This window comes from Acrocarpospora macrocephala (genome assembly GCF_009687865.1).
GTDB lineage: Bacteria > Actinomycetota > Actinomycetes > Streptosporangiales > Streptosporangiaceae > Acrocarpospora > Acrocarpospora macrocephala.
The window spans coordinates 40,724-62,260 of the sequence record NZ_BLAE01000050.1 but is presented as its reverse complement, the minus strand read 5'-3'; the positions used below and the strand labels follow the sequence as shown (position 1 = coordinate 62,260).

At 70.3% G+C, this 21,537-nt stretch carries 16 protein-coding genes; 5 read left to right on the top strand and 11 right to left on the bottom strand.

The window, feature by feature from the left end:
* Positions 1 to 34: 34 nt before the first annotated feature.
* Both Amac_RS56670 and Amac_RS36745 read right to left on the bottom strand, forming a co-directional pair.
* Positions 35 to 2,854 carry a bifunctional FdrA/YlbE family protein gene (locus Amac_RS56670; RefSeq protein WP_246268956.1) on the bottom strand — a complete coding sequence of 940 codons (2,820 nt, stop codon included), beginning with the start codon at positions 2,852 to 2,854 and terminating at the stop codon, positions 35 to 37.
* Between the two features lie 12 nt (positions 2,855 to 2,866).
* Complete coding sequence (locus Amac_RS36745; RefSeq protein WP_155359021.1) at positions 2,867 to 3,763, bottom strand: oxamate carbamoyltransferase subunit AllH family protein; 897 nt, start codon at positions 3,761 to 3,763, stop codon at positions 2,867 to 2,869.
* A gap of 152 nt (positions 3,764 to 3,915) precedes the next feature.
* Between Amac_RS36745 and Amac_RS36740 the strand changes: the two genes are divergently transcribed.
* The 5 genes from Amac_RS36740 (at position 3,916) to cutA (ending at position 10,788) form a co-directional block, all read left to right on the top strand.
* A complete protein-coding gene (locus tag Amac_RS36740) occupies positions 3,916 to 5,550 on the top strand; it encodes a PucR family transcriptional regulator (protein ID WP_155359020.1) in 1,635 nt (544 codons plus the stop codon).
* 154 nt (positions 5,551 to 5,704) lie between these two features.
* The gene (locus Amac_RS36735) at positions 5,705 to 7,042 is read left to right on the top strand and encodes a uracil-xanthine permease family protein (protein ID WP_155359019.1); all 1,338 of its coding nucleotides are present in this window, start codon (positions 5,705 to 5,707) and stop codon (positions 7,040 to 7,042) included.
* Positions 7,043 to 7,080: 38 nt separating this feature from the next.
* Positions 7,081 to 7,932, top strand: coding sequence for an FAD binding domain-containing protein (locus Amac_RS36730; protein ID WP_155359018.1), 852 nt, complete (start codon positions 7,081 to 7,083; stop codon positions 7,930 to 7,932).
* Entirely contained in the window at positions 7,925 to 8,401 is a 477-nt protein-coding gene (locus Amac_RS36725) for a (2Fe-2S)-binding protein (protein WP_155359017.1), read from the top strand. Before Amac_RS36730 ends, Amac_RS36725 begins: the two co-directional genes overlap by 8 nt.
* Positions 8,398 to 10,788 carry an aerobic carbon-monoxide dehydrogenase large subunit gene (gene cutA / locus Amac_RS36720; protein WP_155359016.1) on the top strand — a complete coding sequence of 797 codons (2,391 nt, stop codon included), beginning with the start codon at positions 8,398 to 8,400 and terminating at the stop codon, positions 10,786 to 10,788. The genes Amac_RS36725 and cutA overlap by 4 nt, the downstream gene beginning before the upstream one ends.
* Here cutA and Amac_RS36715 read toward each other — a convergent pair.
* The 9 genes from Amac_RS36715 to Amac_RS36675 all read right to left on the bottom strand — a co-directional run bounded on the left by Amac_RS36715 (position 10,770) and on the right by Amac_RS36675 (position 21,511).
* The gene (locus Amac_RS36715) at positions 10,770 to 10,958 is read right to left on the bottom strand and encodes a hypothetical protein (protein ID WP_155359015.1); all 189 of its coding nucleotides are present in this window, start codon (positions 10,956 to 10,958) and stop codon (positions 10,770 to 10,772) included. The genes cutA and Amac_RS36715 overlap by 19 nt on opposite strands.
* Positions 10,955 to 12,334: a hypothetical protein gene (locus Amac_RS57515; RefSeq protein ID WP_155359014.1), complete on the bottom strand. Its 1,380-nt coding sequence runs from the start codon at positions 12,332 to 12,334 to the stop codon at positions 10,955 to 10,957. The genes Amac_RS36715 and Amac_RS57515 overlap by 4 nt, the downstream gene beginning before the upstream one ends.
* A 53-nt stretch (positions 12,335 to 12,387) precedes the next feature.
* Positions 12,388 to 13,929, bottom strand: a complete 1,542-nt coding sequence (locus tag Amac_RS36705) for a peroxidase family protein (RefSeq protein ID WP_246268955.1) — start codon at positions 13,927 to 13,929, stop codon at positions 12,388 to 12,390.
* Positions 13,930 to 14,166: 237 nt separating this feature from the next.
* The gene (locus Amac_RS36700; protein WP_155359013.1) at positions 14,167 to 15,396 is read right to left on the bottom strand and encodes a cytochrome P450; all 1,230 of its coding nucleotides are present in this window, start codon (positions 15,394 to 15,396) and stop codon (positions 14,167 to 14,169) included.
* Positions 15,393 to 16,319, bottom strand: a complete 927-nt coding sequence (locus Amac_RS36695; RefSeq protein ID WP_373869915.1) for an acyl-CoA desaturase — start codon at positions 16,317 to 16,319, stop codon at positions 15,393 to 15,395. The genes Amac_RS36700 and Amac_RS36695 overlap by 4 nt, the downstream gene beginning before the upstream one ends.
* Before the next feature lie 90 nt (positions 16,320 to 16,409).
* Positions 16,410 to 17,318 (bottom strand): cytochrome d ubiquinol oxidase subunit II, encoded by a 909-nt coding sequence (gene cydB / locus Amac_RS36690; protein WP_155359012.1) that lies wholly within the window; start codon positions 17,316 to 17,318, stop codon positions 16,410 to 16,412.
* 10 nt (positions 17,319 to 17,328) lie between these two features.
* Positions 17,329 to 18,783: a cytochrome ubiquinol oxidase subunit I gene (locus tag Amac_RS36685; protein ID WP_155359011.1), complete on the bottom strand. Its 1,455-nt coding sequence runs from the start codon at positions 18,781 to 18,783 to the stop codon at positions 17,329 to 17,331.
* A 592-nt stretch (positions 18,784 to 19,375) separates the two neighbouring features.
* Positions 19,376 to 20,200 carry a polysaccharide deacetylase family protein gene (locus Amac_RS36680; protein ID WP_155359048.1) on the bottom strand — a complete coding sequence of 275 codons (825 nt, stop codon included), beginning with the start codon at positions 20,198 to 20,200 and terminating at the stop codon, positions 19,376 to 19,378.
* 933 nt (positions 20,201 to 21,133) lie between these two features.
* Entirely contained in the window at positions 21,134 to 21,511 is a 378-nt protein-coding gene (locus tag Amac_RS36675) for a hypothetical protein (protein WP_155359010.1), read from the bottom strand.
* Between the last annotated feature and the right edge of the window lie 26 nt (positions 21,512 to 21,537).

The window sequence follows — 21,537 nt, the reverse complement described above, 5'->3', positions numbered from 1 at the left end:
ACTGATAGTAGGTCAATCAGAGGTCAACGCGCATTCATTCGCCCGTCAAGGCCCCGGCCAGCGCGTTGGCCGCGGCCACGAACGCCTCCGGCGGGGGGCTCACCAGACCGGCTCCGACCTGGCCTGTTCCGGCCACACGCCCGGCGATGCCGGTGTTGACGACCGGGAGCACGCCGGTACGGGCAACCAGGGTGACGTCGATGCCGACGGGGGTGCCGCGGAAGCCGAGCCCGGGAATCTGGTAGGTCGGATGTTCGGCCAGGGTGATCTCGTACATGGCGGTGGTGGCCGCCACCGCGTCCGCCACGTCCCCGCCCACGAACCGGACGATCGCGGGCGCTGCGGCCATTGAGAAGCCGCCCAGGCCCACCGTCTCGGTGATGGTGGAGTCGCCGATGTCGGGGTTGGCGTCGGCGGGGCCGTACTGGCCGAGGTAGAGGCCGTCGGGCACGCCCGCGGGGCCGGTGAACCAGCGGTCGCCGCAGCCGGAGATCTGGATGCCGAAGTCGGTGCCGTTCCTGGCCATCGCCACGACCAGGCTGGAGCCTGGCACGTCCCTGGCGGCGTCGGCGCTGACCTTGGCGGCGGCCATGCCCGCGTTCAGGAAGAAGTGGTCGTTGCCGTTGATGAAGCGGAGCACGTCCCCGGCCTGGCCGGGCGCGGCGTCCACGATGGCGGGGGCGAGCTCGCGGACCAGCAGCGAGGTGGCCGCCCGGTTCCTGTTGTGCAGCTCGTCGCCCATCTGCAGCGCCTGCGCGATCAGGTTGCGCAGATCCAGGGGGCCGCCCAGCTCCAGGGCGGCCTGCAGGGCGGGCCCGAGCACCTCGCCCATCCAGCGCAGCCGCTCGACCACCTCGGGCCCGTACGCGCCGTAGCGGAGGACCTTGCCGAGGCCCTCGTTGAGCGAGCAGTACGCGGTGCCGCCGTGTTCGGCGTCGTGCACCTCCAGCATCCACATGGACGGGCTGACGACGCCCGCCATCGGGCCGACCGTGCGGTGGTGGTGGCAGGAGTCGAGCCGGATGGAGCCGGTGGCGAGCTTCTCCTCGGCTTCGGCGGGGGAGGCGGCGAGGCCTTCGAAGAGCATGCCGCCCATCAGCGCGCCGCGCATCGGGCCGGACGCGCGCTCCCACTCGATCGGGGGTCCGGCGTGGAAGAAGGTGCCGGGAGGCAGGTCGAGGACGTCACCCGCACGGCGTACGCCGACGAGTTGCGGGCGGGCGGAAAGGAGCCGTTCGGCAGCGCGGGTGTTGGCGGCGGTGCGGCGCGGGTCGGCGAGGACCCGGTTCAGCGCGTCCGAGGTCCCGGCCAGCGGGGGCCGCCAGTCGACCACGGCGTGCGGCACCGCCTGCTGGTCCAGAGCCTCGGCCAGTACGGACGTCCCCACCGCGATCACGTGCGGCTCGGAGACGAGCAACGCCAGCTCAGGTCCGGGGTTCGCGCCGGAACCCGCATGCGGGGCGGGTCGCGCGGCGGGCGAAGTGGCGGGTGTCAGACCGGCGAGGGCGCTCGCGTGCCGGGCGGCTGCGGCGTTGGAGGTGAACACGGCGGCTCCGGCGGCGGCGAGGCGTTCCGCCTGTGCCTGGAGGTCCTGGGGATCGCCCTCGGTCCCCACCAGGGCGACCACGACCGAAGCGCCCCGGGATCCGGCCTCGGCGAGCGCGGGCGCCAGCCGGGCCGCCGGGTCGGGATCGGACCCGTGGCCGAGAACCACGTCCATGAGCACCACGCCGGACTCCACGGCGGCCAGCGCCTCCAGCCGCAGCGCCGGGTCGATCATCGGATGAGCCCGTCCACGGGTGTACTCGTCATCTCCGAAGTCGGTGAATGTCCCGCCTCCCGCGATCAGCTTCGCCTCGGTGCACAATGTGCCACCCGAATAAAGGCCGACCAGCGGCCCCGCACTGCCAGGCGCACTGGCCTCGCCCCAGCTAGGCCAGACCGGGACTTCCTTGCCGAGCGCCGCCAGCACATTCTCGGTGGCGGCCGTCAAATCATCCTGTCCGGGACCGAGCAACGCCATCACCACCGGCGTACCGGACCGCTCCACAGCCGCCCGCACCCGCTCTGCCACCGAAGGATCGGCGGGCTTGGAGATGACCACGATCAGCTCCGTCCCCGGATCCTGGTCCAGCGCCTCCAGCGCCCGCAGCGTGGACCGCCCGCCCACCTCCGCCGACAGATCCCGCCCGCCCACACCGAGCAGATGGCTGACCCCCACCCCGGCCAGATCCAGCAGGCTGGACACCTGCTGCGCCCCCGTCCCCGACGCGGCCACGATCCCGACCGGCCCCGGCCGCAGCACGTTGGCGAAGCCGAGACCCGCCCCGCCCACCACGGCGGTCCCGCAGTCGGGCCCCATCACCAGCACCCCGGCCGCCTCGGCCCGCTCCTTGAGCAGCACCTCCCGCTCCACCGGCACGTTGTCACTGAAGATCATCACTGACAGCCCGGCGTCCACCGCGTCCATCGCCTCGGCGAACGCGTGCTCCCCCGGCACGCTGACCAGCACCACGCTCGCGCTCTCCGCCCTGCGGGCCGCCGTCCTGGTGGTCCGCGGCGGCGCGATCTCTCGCGCGCCCTCCGAAGAGGCCCGCGCCGACAGCTGCCGCCCCAACTCGTCAGAAGCCGCCGCCAGCTCCTCGGCGGAATCCGCCCGGACCGCCACCAGCAGATCCCCCGGCGTCGCCGGGGGCACGTCGAAGCCCGCCTCCCTGGCCAGATCCACGTTCAGCTCGGTCGCCATCGCGACGATCGCGACCGACACCCCGGCCCGGCTGGCCAGCGCCTGGCTGACCCGCATCAGGCTGACCGAATCGTGGTAGACCCCGCTACGCACTTCGACGAGATTCACGAACGCCCCTAGTTAGTTGGACAGGTGAAGGACGGCCGACAACCCGGTGCGTACGCCCCAGGCGAGATCCGCGCCCGAGGTGTGACCCAGATGCAGCAGCCGGTGCAGCGACGGCTCGATCGGCTGCCCGCCCGCCAGCGCGCGCAGCACGGCCAGCACCTCCATGCTCGCCTCGCCGCGCGCCGCGCAGTCCAGCAGGGTGGCCGAGATCGGCGTGGTCCGCGTCCTGGCGTCGAATGTGACGGCCGCCGCCAGCCACCCGGCCAGCCAGACCGCCCGGTCCACGCCCGCCGCCGCGCCCAGCTGGCGCAGCGCCACCAGCAGCCCGGCCAGCATGTCGTCGCCGCTCGGGGTCAGCCCCGGGCCCAGGCCCATCAGCTGCTCGGCCGAGGTCACCGCGTTCACCAGCGACCCGGAATGGCAGCCGTCGGCGAGCAGCTCGCACGCGCCGCCGGTCAGCCCGGGGCGCCGCGCGGACGCGTCGCAGATCTCACCCAGCTGGGCCAGCGACTCGGCCAGCCGGGCCAGGTTCGTCCGGGGCAGCGCCGGAGCCGGATCCCACCAGCGGCGGATCCGGATGGCCAGGCCGCCCACCTCGATGAACCCGTCGCCCACCCAGGCCTCGTCCCCGGCGGCGAATCCGTCCAGCGGATCGGTCAGCACGACGGCGTTGGGCAACCGGGTCGCCTCCCCGGTCACCAGGGCGATGACATGCGGCTCGACCTCCGTCCTCAGTTCCAGGTAGACCGCGGCGGGGAACGCCGCGAGCACCCGGGCCGGGCGTCGCGGCGTCTCCAGCGCGGGTCGCACGGCCATGCTGGCCGCGCCGGGCACGTACGTACGGTCCAGGGTCGCCCCAGTAGAACGGGCCGGGGATCGGCGCGCTCTCGGGCGGGTGCCTACGGTCACCAGACCTCCCTCATCAGGGTGACGTTAGAACGAGCCCTCCAGAGGCCGTACGGGGAAAACTGCCAACAGTCGGCCAAATGCTTGGCTCTTCCTGACAGTCGGATAGTCGGGCACAATCGGCGGGAGATGTACCAACCCCCCCGGAGCAGACGATGACGAGTGACCCCGCGGCCCCCGCCATGCGCCTGGCCAGCACTGGAACGATCATTCACGGTGTCGCCGTAGGCGAGGTGCTCGGGGTCTCCACGCTCGCCGGGGCCCGGCTGATCGCGGGCAAGGGCGGCCTGGACCGGATCGTCCAGCGGCTCAACGTCATGGAAGTGCCGGACATCCTCGCCTGGGTGAAACCGAACGAGCTTCTGCTCACCACAGGCTATCCGCTCAGGAACACTCCCCAGTCGCTCGGCCGCCTTGTGGCGGATCTTGACGAACGCGGGCTCTCCGCGCTGGCCATCAAGCTGGGCCGCTACCTCGACGAGCTGCCGGAGGAGATGGTGGAGCAGGCCGACCGGCTCAACTTCCCGCTCATCCTGCTCCCCAACGACGTCGGCTTCGACGACATCCTGAACCAGGTGCTCACCGACATCCTCAACCGGCAGGCCGCCACCCTGGCCAGGGCCGAGGAGGCGCACCGCGCGCTGGTCCAGATCATCCTGGCCGGGGGCGGCCTGCGCGAGGTCACCGCCGAGGTGGCCGGGCTGCTGGACGTGGCCGTGGCCGCCGTGGACGTGGGCGGGCACGTGCTGGCCTCGGCCGGGGGCGCGGAGCAGGTGGCCATGCTGCGGGAGGCGTACGTGCTGAGCGCCAACCTGAGCACCAGCCCGGAGCCGACCCGCACCGACGCGGCCGACCCGCTGGTCCGCGCGGACGGCCACTACGCGGTCGTACCCATCGTGGCCGGCGGCCACCACCACGGCAGGATCGCCGCCTTCAGCCAGGCCGGCACGCTCCGCGACAGTGACATCCGCATCCTGGAGCGGGCCGCCACCGTGGCCGCCCTGGTGGTCACCAAGCAGGAGGCCGTCACCGCCGTCGAGAGCAAATACCGCGCCGACTTCCTGCGCGACGTGCTCACCGGCCGCGGCGGCACCCGGATCGCCGAGCGCGCCAAGGCGTTCGGCTGGGATCTGGAGCGCCCGGTCTCCGTGCTGGTCGCCGAACTCGACCCGGAGAGCGACGAGCGCACCGCGCAGGACCGGCTGCTCGCCGCCTGGCAGGCCTCGGTCCGGCGGCACGACCCGCGCGGCGCGGTCGCCGGGTTCTCGCACGAGGTGGTCGCCATCGTCGGCTCCGGCGTAGACACGGCCCGGCTCACCTCGGCCGCCTCCGCGACCTTCGCCGACTGTACTTTTTCCACCGGGATGAGCAGGATCGCCCCCGGGGCGGAGGCCCTCGCCGACGCGTACGGCCAGGCGCTCAAAGCCGCCCGGGTGGGCCGCCAGCTGCACGGCCCCGGCGCGGTCGCCCACTTCGACCAGCTCGGCGTCTACCGCCTGCTCTCCCTGGTCAGCGACACCACCGAACTGCACTCCTTCGTCCGCGAGACGCTCGGCGCGCTGGCCGGCGACGACGACGCCGAGAACGCCGACCTGCGCCGCACCCTGCACGTGCTGCTGGAGACCAACCTCAACGTGGCCGAGACCGCGCGCCGGCTGCATTTCCACTACAACACGCTGCGCTACCGCATCGGCAAGCTGGAGCGCATGCTCGGCAACTTCACCGAGGACGCCCACCTTCGGCTGAACCTCACCCTCGCCCTCCATGTGCTGAACATGCGTGGTATCTGAGCACGCGGTTTGGCAGATGATGCCCGTGTGCAACGGCGATCACAGTCCTAATGTGCCCGCAACGGGCCTGGTAGGAGGCTCGTGAAGCGATGCCGCGCTGGGATGCCCGCGGGGTGGCCACCGGACGTCGGCCCAGGCAAGTAAAGGGGCTCACATGGCTTTCGGATGGAAGGTACACGGAGAGGGACGCGGTCTCGCGCCGGGCGAGGTCGTCAAGCCGGACGAACGCCTGTCCTGGCCGCGCATGGTCGGTTTCGGCGCCCAGCACGTGATCGCCATGTTCGGCGCCACGTTCGTGTTCCCGCTGGTCATGGGCTTGGACCCGAACGTCGCGGTGATGATGTCGGGGGTCGCGACGATCCTGTTCCTGCTGATCGTGCAGGGCAAGGTGCCCAGCTACCTGGGCACCTCGGCCTCGTTCGTCGGCGCGGTGGTGGCGATCCGGGCCGCCCAGGGCGACAGCGCCACCGTCACCGGCGCCATCCTGGTGGCCGGCCTCGTGCTCGCGCTGTGCGGTGTGGCCATCCACTACCTCGGCGTCCAGGTCATTCACAAGATCTTCCCGCCGGTGGTGACCGGCGCGGTGGTCATGCTGATCGGCTTCGGCCTGGCGTTCGTGGTCGCCGACGTCTACTGGCCGCAGGACCACTGGATCGCGCTGATCACGATGATCGTGACGTTCATGATCATCGCGCTGTTCAAGGGCTTCCTCGGCCGGATCGGCATCCTGCTCGGCCTGGTCATCGGCTTCCTGCTGTCCTGGCTCGCCGACAAGATCTTCGGCGACATCACCGCGTTCAACGCGGGCACCAGCGCGGTCGACACCCACCCCCGGGTCAACTTCGACGCGGTGGCCTCGGCGGACTGGTTCGGCCTGCCCAGCTTCCACGGGCCGGAGTTCAAGGTGTCGGCCATCGTGCTGGTGCTGCCCGCGGTGATCGCGCTGATCGCCGAGAACGTGGGCCACGTCAAGGCCGTCGGCGAGATGACCGGGACCGACGTGGATCCGTACATCGGGCGTGCCGTCATCGGCGACGGTGTCGGCACCGTGCTCACCTCCGCCGTCGGCGGCTCGCCCACCACCACCTACGCCGAGAACATCGGCGTCATGGCGGCGACCCGGGTCTACTCCACCGCCGCCTACTACATCGCCGGCGTCATCGCCATCCTGTTCGGCCTCATCCCCAAGTTCGGCGCGCTCGTCGCGGCCACCCCCGGCGGGGTGCTGGGCGGCATCACGGTCATCCTCTACGGCATGATCGGCCTGCTCGGCGCCAAGATCTGGGTGGAGAACAGGGTGAACTTCGCCGACCCCGTGAACATGCTCCCGATCGGAGCGGGCATCATCCTGGCCATCGGCCCGGTGAGCCACACGATCACCGACGACTTCTCGCTCGCGGGCATCGCCCTGGGCACGATCGTCGTGCTCGGCGGCTACCACCTGCTGCGCGCGCTGTCCCCGTCGGATGTGGTGAAAAATTCCAACGGTTGAGCCACTATCCGTAACGCGATCGGAGTAGAACGACTTTCGTGAAACCGCCGCCGTTCGACTATCACGCGCCCACCTCGGTGCGCGAGGCCGTTGAGGTCCTCGCCGAGGTGGGCGCGCACGGAAAGGTGCTGGCCGGAGGCCAGAGCCTGATCCCCCTGCTCAACATGCGGATCGCCGCCCCGGCCCACCTGGTCGACATCAACCGGGTGGCCGGGCTCGGCGAGATCCGCACGGACGCGACCGGCGTCCGGGTCGGAGCGCTGGTCAGGCACGCCGCGGTGGAGCGTTCCGCCGCCGCCAGCCTGGCCCAGCCGCTGCTCCGGCAGGCGCTCAAGCTGGTCGCGCACCCGGTCATCCGCAACCGCGGCACCATCGTCGGCAGCCTCGTGCACGCCGACCCCGCCGCCGAACTCCCCGCCGTCCTGGCCCTGCTCGGCGGTTCGGTACGGCTGGCGAGCACGACCGGCGAGCGCGAGGTCGCCGCCGCAGACTTCTTCACCGGCCCGATGGAGTCGGCCACCAGGCCCGGCGAGCTGGCGGTCTCCGCGTTCTTCCCGGCCTGGGACGGCGGGACCAAGTTCCTCGAGGTGGCCCGCAGGCACGGCGACTACGCCATGGCCGGGGTGGCCGCCGCCGTCCGGCTGGACGAGGACCTGCGCGTCACCGCCGCCAAGGTGGCGTGCGTCAGCGTGGGGCCCGCGCCGGTGGTGGTGGACGTCACCGCGGCCTGCGGCGGGCGGCCGGTCGCGTCGGTGGAGTGGGGTTCGGTGGTGGCGGCCGTACAGGATCGGATCGAACCGGAGGCGGACATTCACGCGACGGCGGACTACCGGCGGCACCTGACCGGGGTGCTGGTCGAGCGGGCGATCAAGGCGGCGGCCGATGTATGACATCACGCTCATCGTCAACGGCGTGCCGCGCGAGGCGCGCGTGCCCGCGCGGCGGCTGCTGTCGGACTGCCTGCGCCACGACCTCGGCCTGACCGGCACCCATGTGGGCTGCGAGCACGGCGTCTGCGGCGCCTGCACGGTCCTGCTGGACGGCGAGCCGGTGCGCTCCTGCCTGACCTTCGCGGTCACCGTCGACGGCCGGGAGATCACCACGGTGGAGGGGCTGGCCACCGGCGGGCGGTTGTCGCCGGTGCAGCGGGCCTTCGCCGAGTGCCACGGCCTGCAGTGCGGCTTCTGCACCCCCGGCTTCCTCTGCACCACGACCGCGTTCCTGCGGGAGAACCCGGCGCCGACCGACGAGGAGGTGCTGGAGGGCATCTCCGGCAACCTGTGCCGGTGCACCGGCTACCAGAACATCGTCAAGTCCGTGCACCGCGCGGCGGAACTGCTCGCGGAGGAACCCTCGTGACCACCAAGCTGTTCGGCGAACCGGTCCGGCGGCGGGAGGACGCGCGGCTGATCAGCGGGCAGGGCCGCTACCTGGACGACCTCGGCCAGCACGCGCTGGCGGCCGCGTTCGTCCGCTCGCCGCACGCGCACGCCCGGATCACCGGCATCGACGTGGACGCCGCCCTCGAGGTGGACGGCCTGGTCGCCATCTACACCTGGGAGGACCTGCCCGAGGGAGTGTGCGAGCCGCTGCCGCTGCTGATCCCGCATCCGGCGCTCACCCACGGCCGCACCGCCTACCCGCTGGCCCGCGAGGTCGTGCGGCACGTGGGCGAGCCGATCGTGATGGTGGTGGCCCGCGACCGTTACCTGGCCGAGGACATCTGCTCGCTGATCGAGGTCAGCTACGAGTTCCTCAAGCCCGTGATCGGCCTGGAGGAGGCCGTCTCCGGCGCGCATCTCGTGCACGAGGACGTGCCCGGCAACGTGGGCGCGCACCTGGTCCAGGAGGTCCCCTCAGCTGACGGCCGCTCGGCCGCCGAGGCCATCGCGGCCGCGCCGCACACGCTCTCCTTCCGGCTGGACATCGAGCGCAGCGCCAGCATGCCGCTGGAGGGCAAGGGTGTGTACGCCCGCTGGGACGCCGACGACCAGTCGCTGCGGATCTACTCCTCCACCCAGACCTCCACCAGCGTACGGATGGCGCTGGCCGCCAAGCTGGGGCTGCCGCTGCCGAAGGTCGAGGTGATCGCGCCCGACGTCGGGGGCGGCTTCGGCGTCAAGATCGTGCATCCGTGGCCGGAGGAGGTGCTGGTGCCGTGGGCGGCGCGGGTGCTCGGCCAGGAGATCAAGTGGACCGAGGATCGGCGGGAGCACTTCATCGGGAGCGCGCACGAGCGGGCTCAGGTGCAGCACGTTCAGGTGGGGTTCGACGAGGCCGGGCGGGTGCTGGGGCTGTCCGTGGAGATCTTGCATGATCATGGCGCGTACACGCATTACGGGATCATCGTGCCGATCATCACGTCGACGCAGCTGCTCGGGCCGTACCGGATCGGGGCCTATCGGGTGGAGTTCTCCTCGATCTACACGAACACGGTTCAGGTGACGCCGTACCGGGGGGCGGGGCGGCCGCAGGCGGCGTTCTGCATGGAACGCACGATGGACAAGATCGCCCAGCATCTGGGGCTCGACCGGACCGAGGTGCGGGCCGCCAACTTCATCCAGCCCGACCAGTTCCCGTACGACCAGGGCATGATTTTTCAGGATGGCCGCCCGCTTATCTACGACAGCGGCGATTATCCGGAATCACTGCGCAAACTGAAGGATTTGATCGGCTGGGATGATTTTCCCGCTTTGCGGGAGTCCGCCCGGGCGGACGGGCGACGGCTGGGCATCGGCCTCGGCTGCTACGTGGAAGGCACCGGCGTCGGCCCCTACGAGGGCGGCCACATCCAGATCACCTCCGACGGCCGGGTGCACGTCTCCACCGGCCTCACCTCTCAGGGCCAGGGCCACGAGACCGTCTTCGCCCAGATCGCCGCCACCGAACTCGGCGTCCCCATCGACCGCGTCTCCGTCGTCACCGGCGACACCCGCCGCTTCGGCTACGCCGTCGGCACGTTCGCCTCCCGCGCCGCCGTGATGAGCGGCAACGCCATCGCCCTGGCCTGCCGCAAGGTCCGCGAGAAGGCCCTGCGCGTGGCCGCCGACGCCCTGGAGGCCGACCCCCGCGACCTGGAGATCACCGACGGCGTCGTGCACGTCGTCGGCGCCCCCGCCGCCTCGATCCCGCTCGCCACCGTCGCCGTCCTCTCCAACCCCCTCAGGTACGCCTTCGACGAGGAGGCCAAGCGCGCCACCCAGTTCGCCTCCACCGGCGGCATGGACCGCCCTCCCGTCAGCGAAGGCGAGGAACCCGGCCTCGAAGGCAAGGACTACTACTCCCCGATCCGCTCCACCTTCGCCTCCGGCATGCACGCCGCCATCGTCGAAACCGACCCCGACACCGCCGAAATCCGCATCCTCCGCTACGCCGTCGTCCACGACTGCGGCAAAATGATCAACCCCATGCTGGTCGAAGGCCAGATCCACGGCGGCGTCGCCCAGGGCGTCGGCGGCGCCCTCTACGAAAAAATGGTCTACGACGACCACGGCCAACTCCTGAACGCCTCGTTCATGGATTTCCTCATGCCGTACGCCACCGAAATCCCCCACATAGAAACCGACCACCTGGAAACCCCCTCCCCACTGAACCCTCTGGGCATCAAGGGCGCCGGCGAAGCGGGCGTCATCCCGGTCTCCGCCGTGATCGCGGCCGCCATCGAGGACGCGGAAGGCCTCCCGATCGACCGCATGCCGATCTCCCCCTCCGACCTGCATGCCCTTCGTCAGGGGCGTGGACGCTGAGCTTCGTGTGACGCGGCGGTCAGGTCGGTGGCGGCTTGGTGGCAGCGGGTGGCGTAGGTGCGGGCGGTGGTGGTGAACCAGGGGGGTGCGGCTGGGTCGTCGTGGAGGCGGTCGGCCAGTTCGGAGAGTTTGGTCGCGCAGGCTTCCAGGGTGCGGGCTAGTTCGATCATCGTGGGTCCTCGGGGGCGTGGTCGAGCATGAGGTAGAGCTGGGAGCGGACGAGCGAGCCTCGATAGGGGGCCAGTTGGGTGTCGATGTGGGTGCGGGCCTCGGGGAGGTCGTTGGCGAGGTTGGCGGCGTACTGGGCGACGCTGTGGCAGAGCGGGAAGCGGTGGGTGGGGTCGGCGTAGTCGACCGTGTACCAGGTGGGGTGGAGGTCGAAGCAGGTGCCGGAGCCCTGGCCGTCCAGGACGGGGATCAGGTCGTGCTGGTTGGTGATGGAGGCGATCCAGGTGCGGGGGTCGGCGGGGGTTTTGAAGTCGATGGGGGAGCCCGCGGTGATGACGTGGGTGACGCGGTAGCGGCGGCAGAAGTCGGGGTCCTGGGCGAGGTTCATGACGGCGGAGCCGCCCGCGCTGTGGCCGGTCAGGGCGATGTCCGCCTGGTCGGGGACGCCGAATTGGGCGATCGCGTCCTTCAATGCCCCGGTGTACGGCGAGGCGCGCAGGACGGTGTTCCGGAAGGCGCCGACGAGGTCCTGAGGGGAGTCGTTGCGAGGGCCGCCGGGGCGCATGCCGGGGGCCTGCACGACGTATCGCACGACATCGTCGGGGCCGAGGACGCTCTGGATGAGGACGCGGCCGTCGGTGCCGATGGCCTGGATGTTGCGCAGGATGGCGACGATCGAGTCGCCGGTGCGGATGCGGGCGGTCTCCTCGGGGGTGGGGTCGGTGGGGCGGGCGGCGCCGGCGCCGCGGTCCATCGAGGACATGACGCGGGTGGTGATGCCGAGGATGGGGTCGGTGTTCATGACGCCGCGCCCGGTCGCCATCGCCCAGCCGACGGCGTCGTTGAACGGGTTCTCGTCGAGCAGGGCGCGCAGGGCGAGGATCTCGCCGAACATGGGGGCGATCGCGCTCAGCGCGTCCTGAGCGCCCCGATCCCGGAACAGGGCGCGTAACGCCCGGGCCGCCGCCACGTCCCGGTCCTCGGCGATCGCCGCGACGAGCCGTTGCAGCACCGGGTCGCGGCTCACCTCCGGGTGGGTGAGCTCGACGGCGGCGATGCGCAGGCGGAGCGAGAGCACGAGCACGTGCACGGCCAGCCGGCCCGGCCCGGCCATACCGGACAGGCGGGCGATCGGGCGGCCGAGCGGGCCGCCGGAGAAGGCGATGCCGAGGCCCGACCGGTGGGTGAGCGCCCGCAGCAGGCGGCGCTGGGGACGGAATCCCGGCGCGGCCCGGAGGAGGGCGCGCGGGCGCAGTTCCCGGGTGAGGGCGGCGGTGGCCCGCACGGCGACGGCTTCGATCTCCTCCGCCACGGCGACGAGATCGGCGGCGGCCTGGAGCAGCCGCCGCCGGTCCCGGGGCACGTCAGCTTCGCTCACTGGTGCACCATCCTCTTGTCGGTAGCCGGGAGACAAGATCAACAAGCGCGGGGCTACTTGTGTGTCATCCGCGCTTGGTAGGGACGGGTCACCTCCGGGAGATTGCGGTTGAGCACGTCCGAGAGCCTGGCGGTGGTCTCGATGATCTCCATTCCGGTGGGGGAGAAGGTGTCGGGACCGTACACCTGCGGCGACAGCAGCGGGTTGGTGTACGCCTGGGAGAACGCGTCCACCGTGATGATCCGCTGCATGACCGGGGAGAGCAGCGAGCCGGGCAGCGGGTCCTCGGCGAAGATGCCGGTGTAGAAGTCGATGTCGTCCACGCTCGCGTACAGCTCGGCGAGGCCGCGCTGCACGCGTGGATCCGAGGAGACCTCGGCGAACGACTTCAGGCGCGGGAAGCCGCAGTAGGCGCGGTAGTCGTTGAAGGAGGCCAGCTCCACCACGCGGCCTTCGGCGACGCTCAGCTCCTCGACGTGGAGCAGGACCGGGTCGGTGTTGAACAGGCCGATGCGCCCGGCGCGCTGGGTGGAGGCGTCCTCGAAGAGCGGACCGAGACCGCAGTCGGGGAGCAGCCGGTTCCCGGCCAGGGTGTCGGCCAGCGGGCGCTCCCGGCCGCCCGCGAGCAGCGCCGACGGGATGAGGCTGTGCCAGCGGTAGAGCAAGTTGAACTCGATCGCCATGTGGTTGGTCCGGTGCCACACCGCCGTCCTGGACACGGCCGGATCCAGCACCACCTGGAACAGGGTGGGCGTGATGTGGTTGATGTACTCCTCAAGGACGATCTTGATGAGCAGCACCACGAGGATGTTCCTGGTGGTCTGGAACAGCCGCTCGTCGTCCCAGTCCGGATGGTGCTCGGCCAGCAGGCGGGCCACCCGGTTGTGCTCGCGCAGGAACAGCGTGGTCAGCATGGTGAAGCCGATGTGCAGGTTGGCCCGGTCGCTGCCGCAGGCGAACAGCGCGTCCCGCGCGCCGAACGGGATGTCGTCGAACCGGATCACGCTCAGCGGCGCGAACTCGTCCTTGATCCGGCCCAGCTCGCACAGGTACGGCGGGAACTCGCCGCCGTTGACGATCTGGCTCTTGAGCAGCCCGCCCGAACGGGTCCGCAGCGCGGCCGTGACCGTCGGCGTGAGCCCGTAGAGCTGGTTCAGGTCGATCTCGTGATTGGAGCTGTTCTTGCGCGGATCGCGGGGGATGTGCATGTCGCCGCGCAGGAAGCCGTCGGTGAACCACTGCGCGAAATACGCGAACAGCACGGTCGAGCGCGGGCACAGCGCGGTCTCCCCGTCCCGCCGGAACAGCTGCGCGACGTCGACCGGGTCAGGAGCCGACCTGGACGGCGGCACGGGCGGCAGATGGCGACTGTCGAAGGTGCGGTTGGTGAGAGACTCCCACGAGGTGTACCGCCCCATGGTGCTCAGCGGATTGGGCCGGATGGGCAGCTTCATCACCAGCCGATCCACCAGGAACCGGTTGATCGCAGCATGCAGCGGCGGAATCCCCCGAATCAACTGCCACACCGGCTCCCCGCTGGTCAACACCCAGAACTCCAGATAGTTACGCCAGCCGATCCGCGCACTCGGCTTCACAACGCCCCCAGCTTCCCGATAACCCGGTTCATGGATTCCGCGCGCATGGGCACGCTCTCCCTCGTCACGACGCCCCCGGTTTCCCCGAACTGACTTCCGTGCGCCCCGGCATGATCTCCCCCATCACGATGCCCCCGGCTCCCGTAGCTCGTGACTTCCGCGCGTTCAAGCGCGTTCCCCTCGTCACGGCGCCCCCAGCCTTCCCATACCCCCAGGTCATGGCTCCCGCACCCGCCGTCACGACGCTCCCAGGGAGATTGGGAAGCGGCGCGGGAACGGTCCACCGTCGAAATCGATTGACTCGCCGGGGAGCAAGGCCACGCCCGGTCGTCGCAGCACCCGGCGGACCACCTCGGGGATGACGGCGACGCCGACGTGTTTGCCGACGCAGTCGTGGGGGCCGTAGCCGAAATGCAGGCGGACGAAGTCCGGCCGGTCGATCCGGAACTTCGCCGGGTCGGCCACCGCCTCCTCGTCCATGCCCGCCGAGGAGGTGCAGGCGAAGACCGGGGTGCCCGCCTTGATGAGCGCGCCCGAGGCCAGGCGGTGGTCCCGCTCGCAGAACCGGAAGATGAGCGGGTTGAAGGGGGCGAAGCGCAGGGCCTCCCAGGCGTAGCCGTCGAAGGGCTCGCCGGCACGGGCGGCGGCGATGGCCTCCTCCCGGACGCCGTCCTCGCGGCCGAGCAGGTGCCGGATGATCTGGACGATCGACTGGGCGGCGTTCTCCACCAGGCCGAGCGGCAGCCCGGCGCCGTTCACCATCAGCCGGAGCTCGTCGAAGCCGAGCGAGGCGGGCGGGACGAGCGAGACCAGCCGCGACAGCGCGTCCTCCCCGGGGGTCCGCCTGCGTTCCGCGATCAACTCGCTGACATGCGCCCGCAACGCGGAACCCGCCGCGCAGGCCGTCGCATGCACATTCGGATCACGAGGAAGATTTCTAATGATGTCGTGCATCGACGCCCGCGACCATTCGGACAACGTCGCCGGATCCGGCCCGGGAACCCCCAGGTAGTCACCGCAGATCCGCAGCAGGACATACCGCGCGAGCCCTTCCACCGCGTCGATCCGCCCGGCGGGCAGGGCCATATCCAGGGCCTCGTCCGCGTACTGCCCGGCCAGCTCGCGAACCCGCGGCACGTCGTGCGCCGGCAGCACCGCCTGGGTCAGCCCCCGTTCGGCCCAGTGCAGCGGAGTGGCGTCCTGCGTCAGCATGTACGGCCCGCCCAGCACGGCCTCCATCGGCTCCCCATAGAGCCGGACCGTGAACACCTTCTCCCGCGACAGCACCTCGATGACATCCGCGAACCGGGTCACCAGCGTGAACGCGGGTGTCGCCAGCACCGGCCGAGCCTCGCGGAGTTCGGCGAAGAACGGCCGCCACTCGGCGCCGATCCAGTGCGCGACCGCCTGCACGGCTTGCGCCGGATCCTTAGCCAACAACCGCTCGTAACGGTCCAGATAGCTCATCGCGCCGCACTCCGTTTCGCGCTCACCCGCTGCTGATCGGGCCAGCGCACGTCGAACGCCCAGCCGAACTTCTCGAACAGCCAGATCAGCCGGGCGCTGGCGTCCCACTGGCCCTTGAGCACGCCGTGCCGGGCCGCGGTCGGGTCGGCGTGGTGGTAGTTGTGCCAGCCCTCGCCGAACGTCAGCAGCGCCACCCAGCGCACGTTCCCCGCCCGGTCGGAGGTGGCGAACTCCCGGTCCCCGAAGGTATGGCAGATCGAGTTGACCAGCCAGGTGACGTGGTGAACCAACGCGTACCGTACGAGGGAGCCCCAGACGAACGCGGTGAGCGCGCCGTGCCAGGACCAGGAGAGCAGGCCGCCCGCGAGCGGCGGCAGCAGCATCGAGACCGCGCCGAAGGCCGCGTAGGTGCGCATCGAGAAGTGGCGCAGGTCGCGGTCGCCCAGGATGTCGGGGGCGTAGTGCCGGGGATCGGCGCGTTCGGCGCCGACGATGAACCAGCCCACCTGCGCGAAGATCAGGCCCTTGGCCAGGCCCTTCCAGTCCTCGCCATACCGCCAGGGGGAGTGGGGATCCCCCTCGCGGTCGGCGTATTTGTGGTGTCTTCGGTGCTCCGACACCCAGGAGGTGAGCGGGGACTCCATGGCCAGCGACCCGGCCACCGCCAGCGCGATCCGCAGCGGGCGGGAAGCCTTGAACGCCCGGTGCGTGAACAGCCGGTGGAAGCCGACCCCGATGCCGAAGATGCAGATCGTGTACATCACCGCGGCGATGCCCACATCCCGCCAGCCGAGCCCCCACCCCCACGCGGCCGGGACGGCGACCGCCAGACCGATCAGGGGCAGCGCGCCGAACAGCACCACCATGGAGATCCGGTAACGAGCCGAGCGGGGGGCGGGCACGAGCCCGGCGACGGCAGACAAGGGCGCTCCTCGTTGGTTACCCAAGGCTATGCAATCTGACTATCAGTAGTCTCCCCAGCTAGGGAAAAGATCGCAAGCCGCGCCCCCGCCTCAGACTCGGGTCAACCGCTTCCTAAAGACCCAGTACGTCCAGCTTTGATAGGCGATGACCCCCGGCAGGGCCACCAACCCGATCCAGGTGAGCACCGTCAGCGTGTACGGCGCCGACGCCATCTCCGCCACGGTCAGCCCGGGCAGCGGCGCCGGATAGAGCGCCCCGAACAGCGACGCCGTGGCCAGCGCGATCGCGGACGCGGTGGCCGCGAAGGCCCACCCCTCCCGCCGCCGCCACACCAGCGCCACTCCGGCCGCGAGCGCCGCCATCGCGGCCCCCGCCACCCCCCACAGCGGAGCCGAGTCCACCCCGCTGGGGAGCGCGGACAGCCCCGCGACGGCGACCGGCAACGTCCCGACCGAGGCCAGCAGCGCCGCCAGCCGGGCCCGGGCGCGCACCGCGCCGTCGGTCTTCAGCGCCACGAACACCGCGCCGTGCAGCACCGAGAGCGACAGCGACAGCGCGCCCCCGAGCATGGTGGCCAGACCCGTGCCGAACAGCAGGTTGCCGAAGATCGCCCCCCACAGGAACGCCACCAGCACGCTGCCGGTCACGATCCCCGCGTCGCACAGCGCCACCTCCTTGCCCGAGCGCACCTTGCCGCGCCACTCCAAGCCGACGCCGCGGACGATGAGGCCCGCCACGATCAGCACCATGGCCAGGTAGAACTCGCTCATTAAGCCCGAATACCAGGCCGGGAAGGCGGCGAACATGGCGCCGACCGCGGAGATCAGCCACACCTCGTTGCCGTCCCAGACCGGGCCGATCGTGCCGAGGACCTGGCGGCGTTCGGCCGGCCCCCGGGACAGCACCGGCAGCAGCGCGCCGACGCCGAAGTCAAATCCCTCCAGGACGAAATAGCCCGTCCAGAGGAACGCGATGACGATGAACCAGAACGTGGTCATGGCGGGATCCTCAGTACATCAAGGTCGGCCGGGATTCGGCCTGGAGCTGGCGGGGGATCAGCACGGTCTCGTCGGAACCTTCGTCGGAGCGCGTGGCGGGGATCTCGGGGCCGGCCTTCACGTGCCGGAGGATGAGTCCGGCTTCGGCCAGGGCGAGCAGGCCGTACAGGAGGGTGAAGACGGCGAGGGAGATGGCGATCTCGGTGAGCGTGACGCCGGGGGAGACGCTGGCGGCGGTGAGGAGTTCGCCCGCGACCGTCCACGGCTGGCGGCCGATCTCGCTGAGCAGCCAGCCCGCGATCATCGCGAGCACCGGCAGCGGCAGCGCGAGCACGCACGCCTTGGCGAACCACGTCGGCACGTTCCTGGCCCGGCGGCCCCGGCCCCGGGTCAGCCACAACCCCAGCAAGGACAGGCCGATGGCCGCCGACCCCAGCATGACCATCACCCGGAACGACCAGAACACGACGGGCAGGTTGGGCATGTAGTCGCCCGGCCCGAACTGGGCTTCGAACCGCTGCTGGATGTCGTCGACGCCCTGCACGACGGCGTTGGGGTCGTGCGCGGCGAGCAGGCTCAGCAGGTGCGGAATCTCCACGCCCGGCACCGGCGAGAACGGCGCGCCCGCGGTGTCCTGCCGCAGCCCTTCGGCCGCCGCCAGCTTCATCGGCTGCTGCTCACGGAGGAGCTGCCCCGACAGGTCCCCGCTACCCGCGACGACCACCCCCGCGATCGCCGTCATGACGAGCGCCCCCCGAAGACTCGTCCGCCACATGTCCGGAAATTTCCGCTCATGGGGGGTGGTGAAGTCGGTCTTGCGGGGGAGCAGGCCCTTCGTGCCGCGGTCCTTCAGGATGCGGTAGCCGCTGACCGCGAGCACGAACACGCCCGCCACCACGAACGACGCGCCCACCACGTGCGGCACCTGGGCCAGCGCCGTCGAGTTGGTCAGCACCGCCCACAGGTCGGTCATCTGCGCCTTGCCGTCCACGACCTGGTAGCCGACCGGGTGCTTCATCCACGCGTTGGCCGCCAGGATGAAGTACGCCGACAGGTTGGAGCCGATCACCGCGATCCACAGGCAGGCCAGGTGCACCCGCTTGGGCAGCCGGTCCCATCCGAAGATCCACAGCCCCAGGAACGTGGACTCCAGGAAGAACGCCAGCAGCGCCTCCATGGCCAGCGGCGCCCCGAAGACGTCGCCGACGAACGTCGAGTACTCGCTCCAGTTCATGCCGAACTGGAACTCCTGCACGATGCCGGTGACCACGCCCATCGCGAAGTTGATCAGGAACAGCTTCCCGAAGAACTTGGTCAGCGTGAGGTAGTGCTCTTTGCCCGTGCGGTGCCAGGCGGTCTGCAACCCCGCCACGAAAACGCCCAAACCAATCGTCAGGGGTACGAAGAGAAAGTGGTAAACGGTGGTGACCCCGAACTGCCACCGTGCCAGATCAAGTGCTTCCATATCCCCCTCCGGGGTGTTCCGGAGCTCTACAAGACGTAGTTCTACTTCAAGTAGTACTACGGCCTGTAGAGCAATGGAGGGTCGGGTGCCTGCGATCTACGTCACATCAGTTGCCGGCTGCCTGACGGCAGGCCGAAGACCCGAGGCCCCCCGCCTCGGATCCCGGCACCAACCCCGTGCTTAACCGAGAATGCCGGAGGCGATGTCCCGGTTCACAGGGACCGCCGCCCCGACTTCCCGGGAGCCCTTACGGGACCAATCATGGGCAAACACCCAGGCCCACGGCGTCCACCGCGGGGGTGATTCCCAGGTACGCCTCCCGGGTGACGGTTCGTGATCGTCTGTCCATGACCACTCCGCCCTTGTCCCGCCGCCGAGTGGACCTGTCGCTCCTTCGATAGGCGGCGTCGCTGGACTGCGGGGGATCGCGTCGCCGGCCTCGGGGAACTCGGCCGCGTGTGCACGCTCCAGCTGCGCACCGAGAACAGACCCGCCCAGGAAGGGTGAGCGGTCGCGGAATCGGCTGGGGGAGTGGCCTTCGGCTCGTCCCGGCGGAGGCTATGGCAGGAGGCGGCCGTCCGCCGTCCGCAGGTCACCGCATCGCCTCGTCGAGGTAGGCATCGAGGTTGCCCAGCGCGAACCCCCGCCGCTTGATCTTGTTGACGAGGACGCGGAAATCCCTGGACAGGTTCGGACGGAAGTGCAGCAGCAGGATGTCCCCCGCGTGCAGCTTCTTGTCCGGCGTTTGATAGGCGATCTTCCCGCCCGGTTGCACGCTCGCGGTCCACAGCAGCACCACTCTGATCCCGCACTCTTTCGCCGCCCGCAGCGTGTCGGTGTTGTAGTTCCCGAACGGCGGCCTGAACAGCAGCGGCCGTACCCCCATTCGCCGCTTGATCGCCCGCGACGCCCCGCAGATCTCCGCCTTCTGCGCGTCGAACCCGAGCGTCCGCATATTCGGATGCGTCAGCGTGTGATTCTCGATCGGCACCCCCAGATCCTGGAAGTACGACCAGCCGCCCGCCCCCACGAACCGCCCCCCGGTGGCCGCCGGGTCGACCGGCCCTCTCGCCTCCACGGCGTCCCGCATCGCGAACACGGTGATCGGGATCCGCTTCTTCAGCACCTGCCTGGCGAACCCCGGATCCTGCTCCCACCCGTCGTCGATGGTGAGGAAGACCACCTTCCTGGTCGTCGGAATCGAGCTGATCACCGGCGGCAACTCGCCCATGTCGATCTTCCCGACCTCACCCGGGATGGGCAGCACGCCAGCCGGCCCAACCGGCGTCGGCGAGGGCGTCGGCGACGAGACCGTGATCGGCTGCCCGGCCCCCAGCACGGTATTCAGCGGCTGCGGCGTCTTACCCTCATTCGCCGCACAGCCCACCAGCACCACAACAGCCCCACCAGCAACCATGATGCGCCACAACATCCCCCGAGCCATGGCGCATCATCTTGCCAGCCGAGACCCGATCCGGACCGGCCTATCCGCGAACCCGCGTCATCCCCTCGGCTGAGCGGAAGATCCGAGCCATGGGAGAGATCCGCCGCATCCTCGGCGACTTCGCGCCGAGCCCGCTCAACGGGCAAGTCTCCTCGCGCACAGTGCTCCCGCAGCGCTCCCATGGATCCCGCCCCGCATCAGGGGGCAGCACGGACTCACCGCGAAGACAACGCCACACATCGCTAACAATTCGAGCATAAGCGACTACACAGAGTTGTTAATCGAACGTACGAGCGATACCCTGGGAAGCGAGTTGGCCAGCCGATCTCAGACAGGAGGTGTCCCACGATGATGACGTCGGGTGCGGTCCTGTTGTCCGACCACTGTGCCGCCACTTGTTCCCCCGCTGGTTCCCCCACCTGCTCTCCGGCTGACCCCTTCCCTCTCTCTCTTTCTCCGCGATCCTGCGCTCCACCCGACCACGGCGATCGCGAACCCGCCGGACTTTCCCTCAACGTCCACTCAGCCGACGTGCTGATCCTCCACCCGGAAACACGTCCGCCCCGGCGACGTGCCGGGGCACAGGAAACCGGCCGTATTCCCTGCGATTCCCGTGGCGCGGTCCTGTTTTTCGACCCTTCCCGGGTCCGAGTTCCCACAGCCGACTCCGGCAACAACTCCGGCACCTCTCGTTCGGGCAGAGCGGACTCCGCAACGGCGCGTTCCAGCACCGCCCGGGCCACCGCTGAGCCCGCCAACACCCAGTTCGGCCCTGCCCAGTTCGGCCCTGCCCAGTTCGGCCCTGCCCAGTTCGGCCCTGCCCAGTTCGGCCCTGCCCAGTTCGGCCCTGCCCAGTTCAGTCCTGCCCAGCAGCCCGGTGTGCAGCCCCCTGGCGGTCACCGTCCCTCACCCGGATCCGGGCGAGGGCCCTCCGGCAGCGGGAACGTGTCCGACCCGCGTGTTCAACAGGCCGGTGCTGGTGTCCGGCAGGCTGATCACGCTGCCTGGCAGGCCGGTCGGGATTTCGGGGAGGCCGGTCACGCTGCCCAGAAGGCTGATTGGGGTGCCTGGAGGGCGGATCGGGATGCCGAGGAGACTGAGCGGGATTCCGGTCGTGGGCGGGAGACCGATCAGGGTGCTGGTAGTGATGCAGGATGCGGGGATCGCCCTGACCATCCCGATCGCTCTGACCACTCCGACCGCCAAGATCGCTCTGGTCATTCCGGCTATTCCGGCCACGCCGGCTATTCCGGCCGCTCTGGCCGCTCTGATCGCTCTGATCATCCTGGCCATTCTGATCATCCGGATCT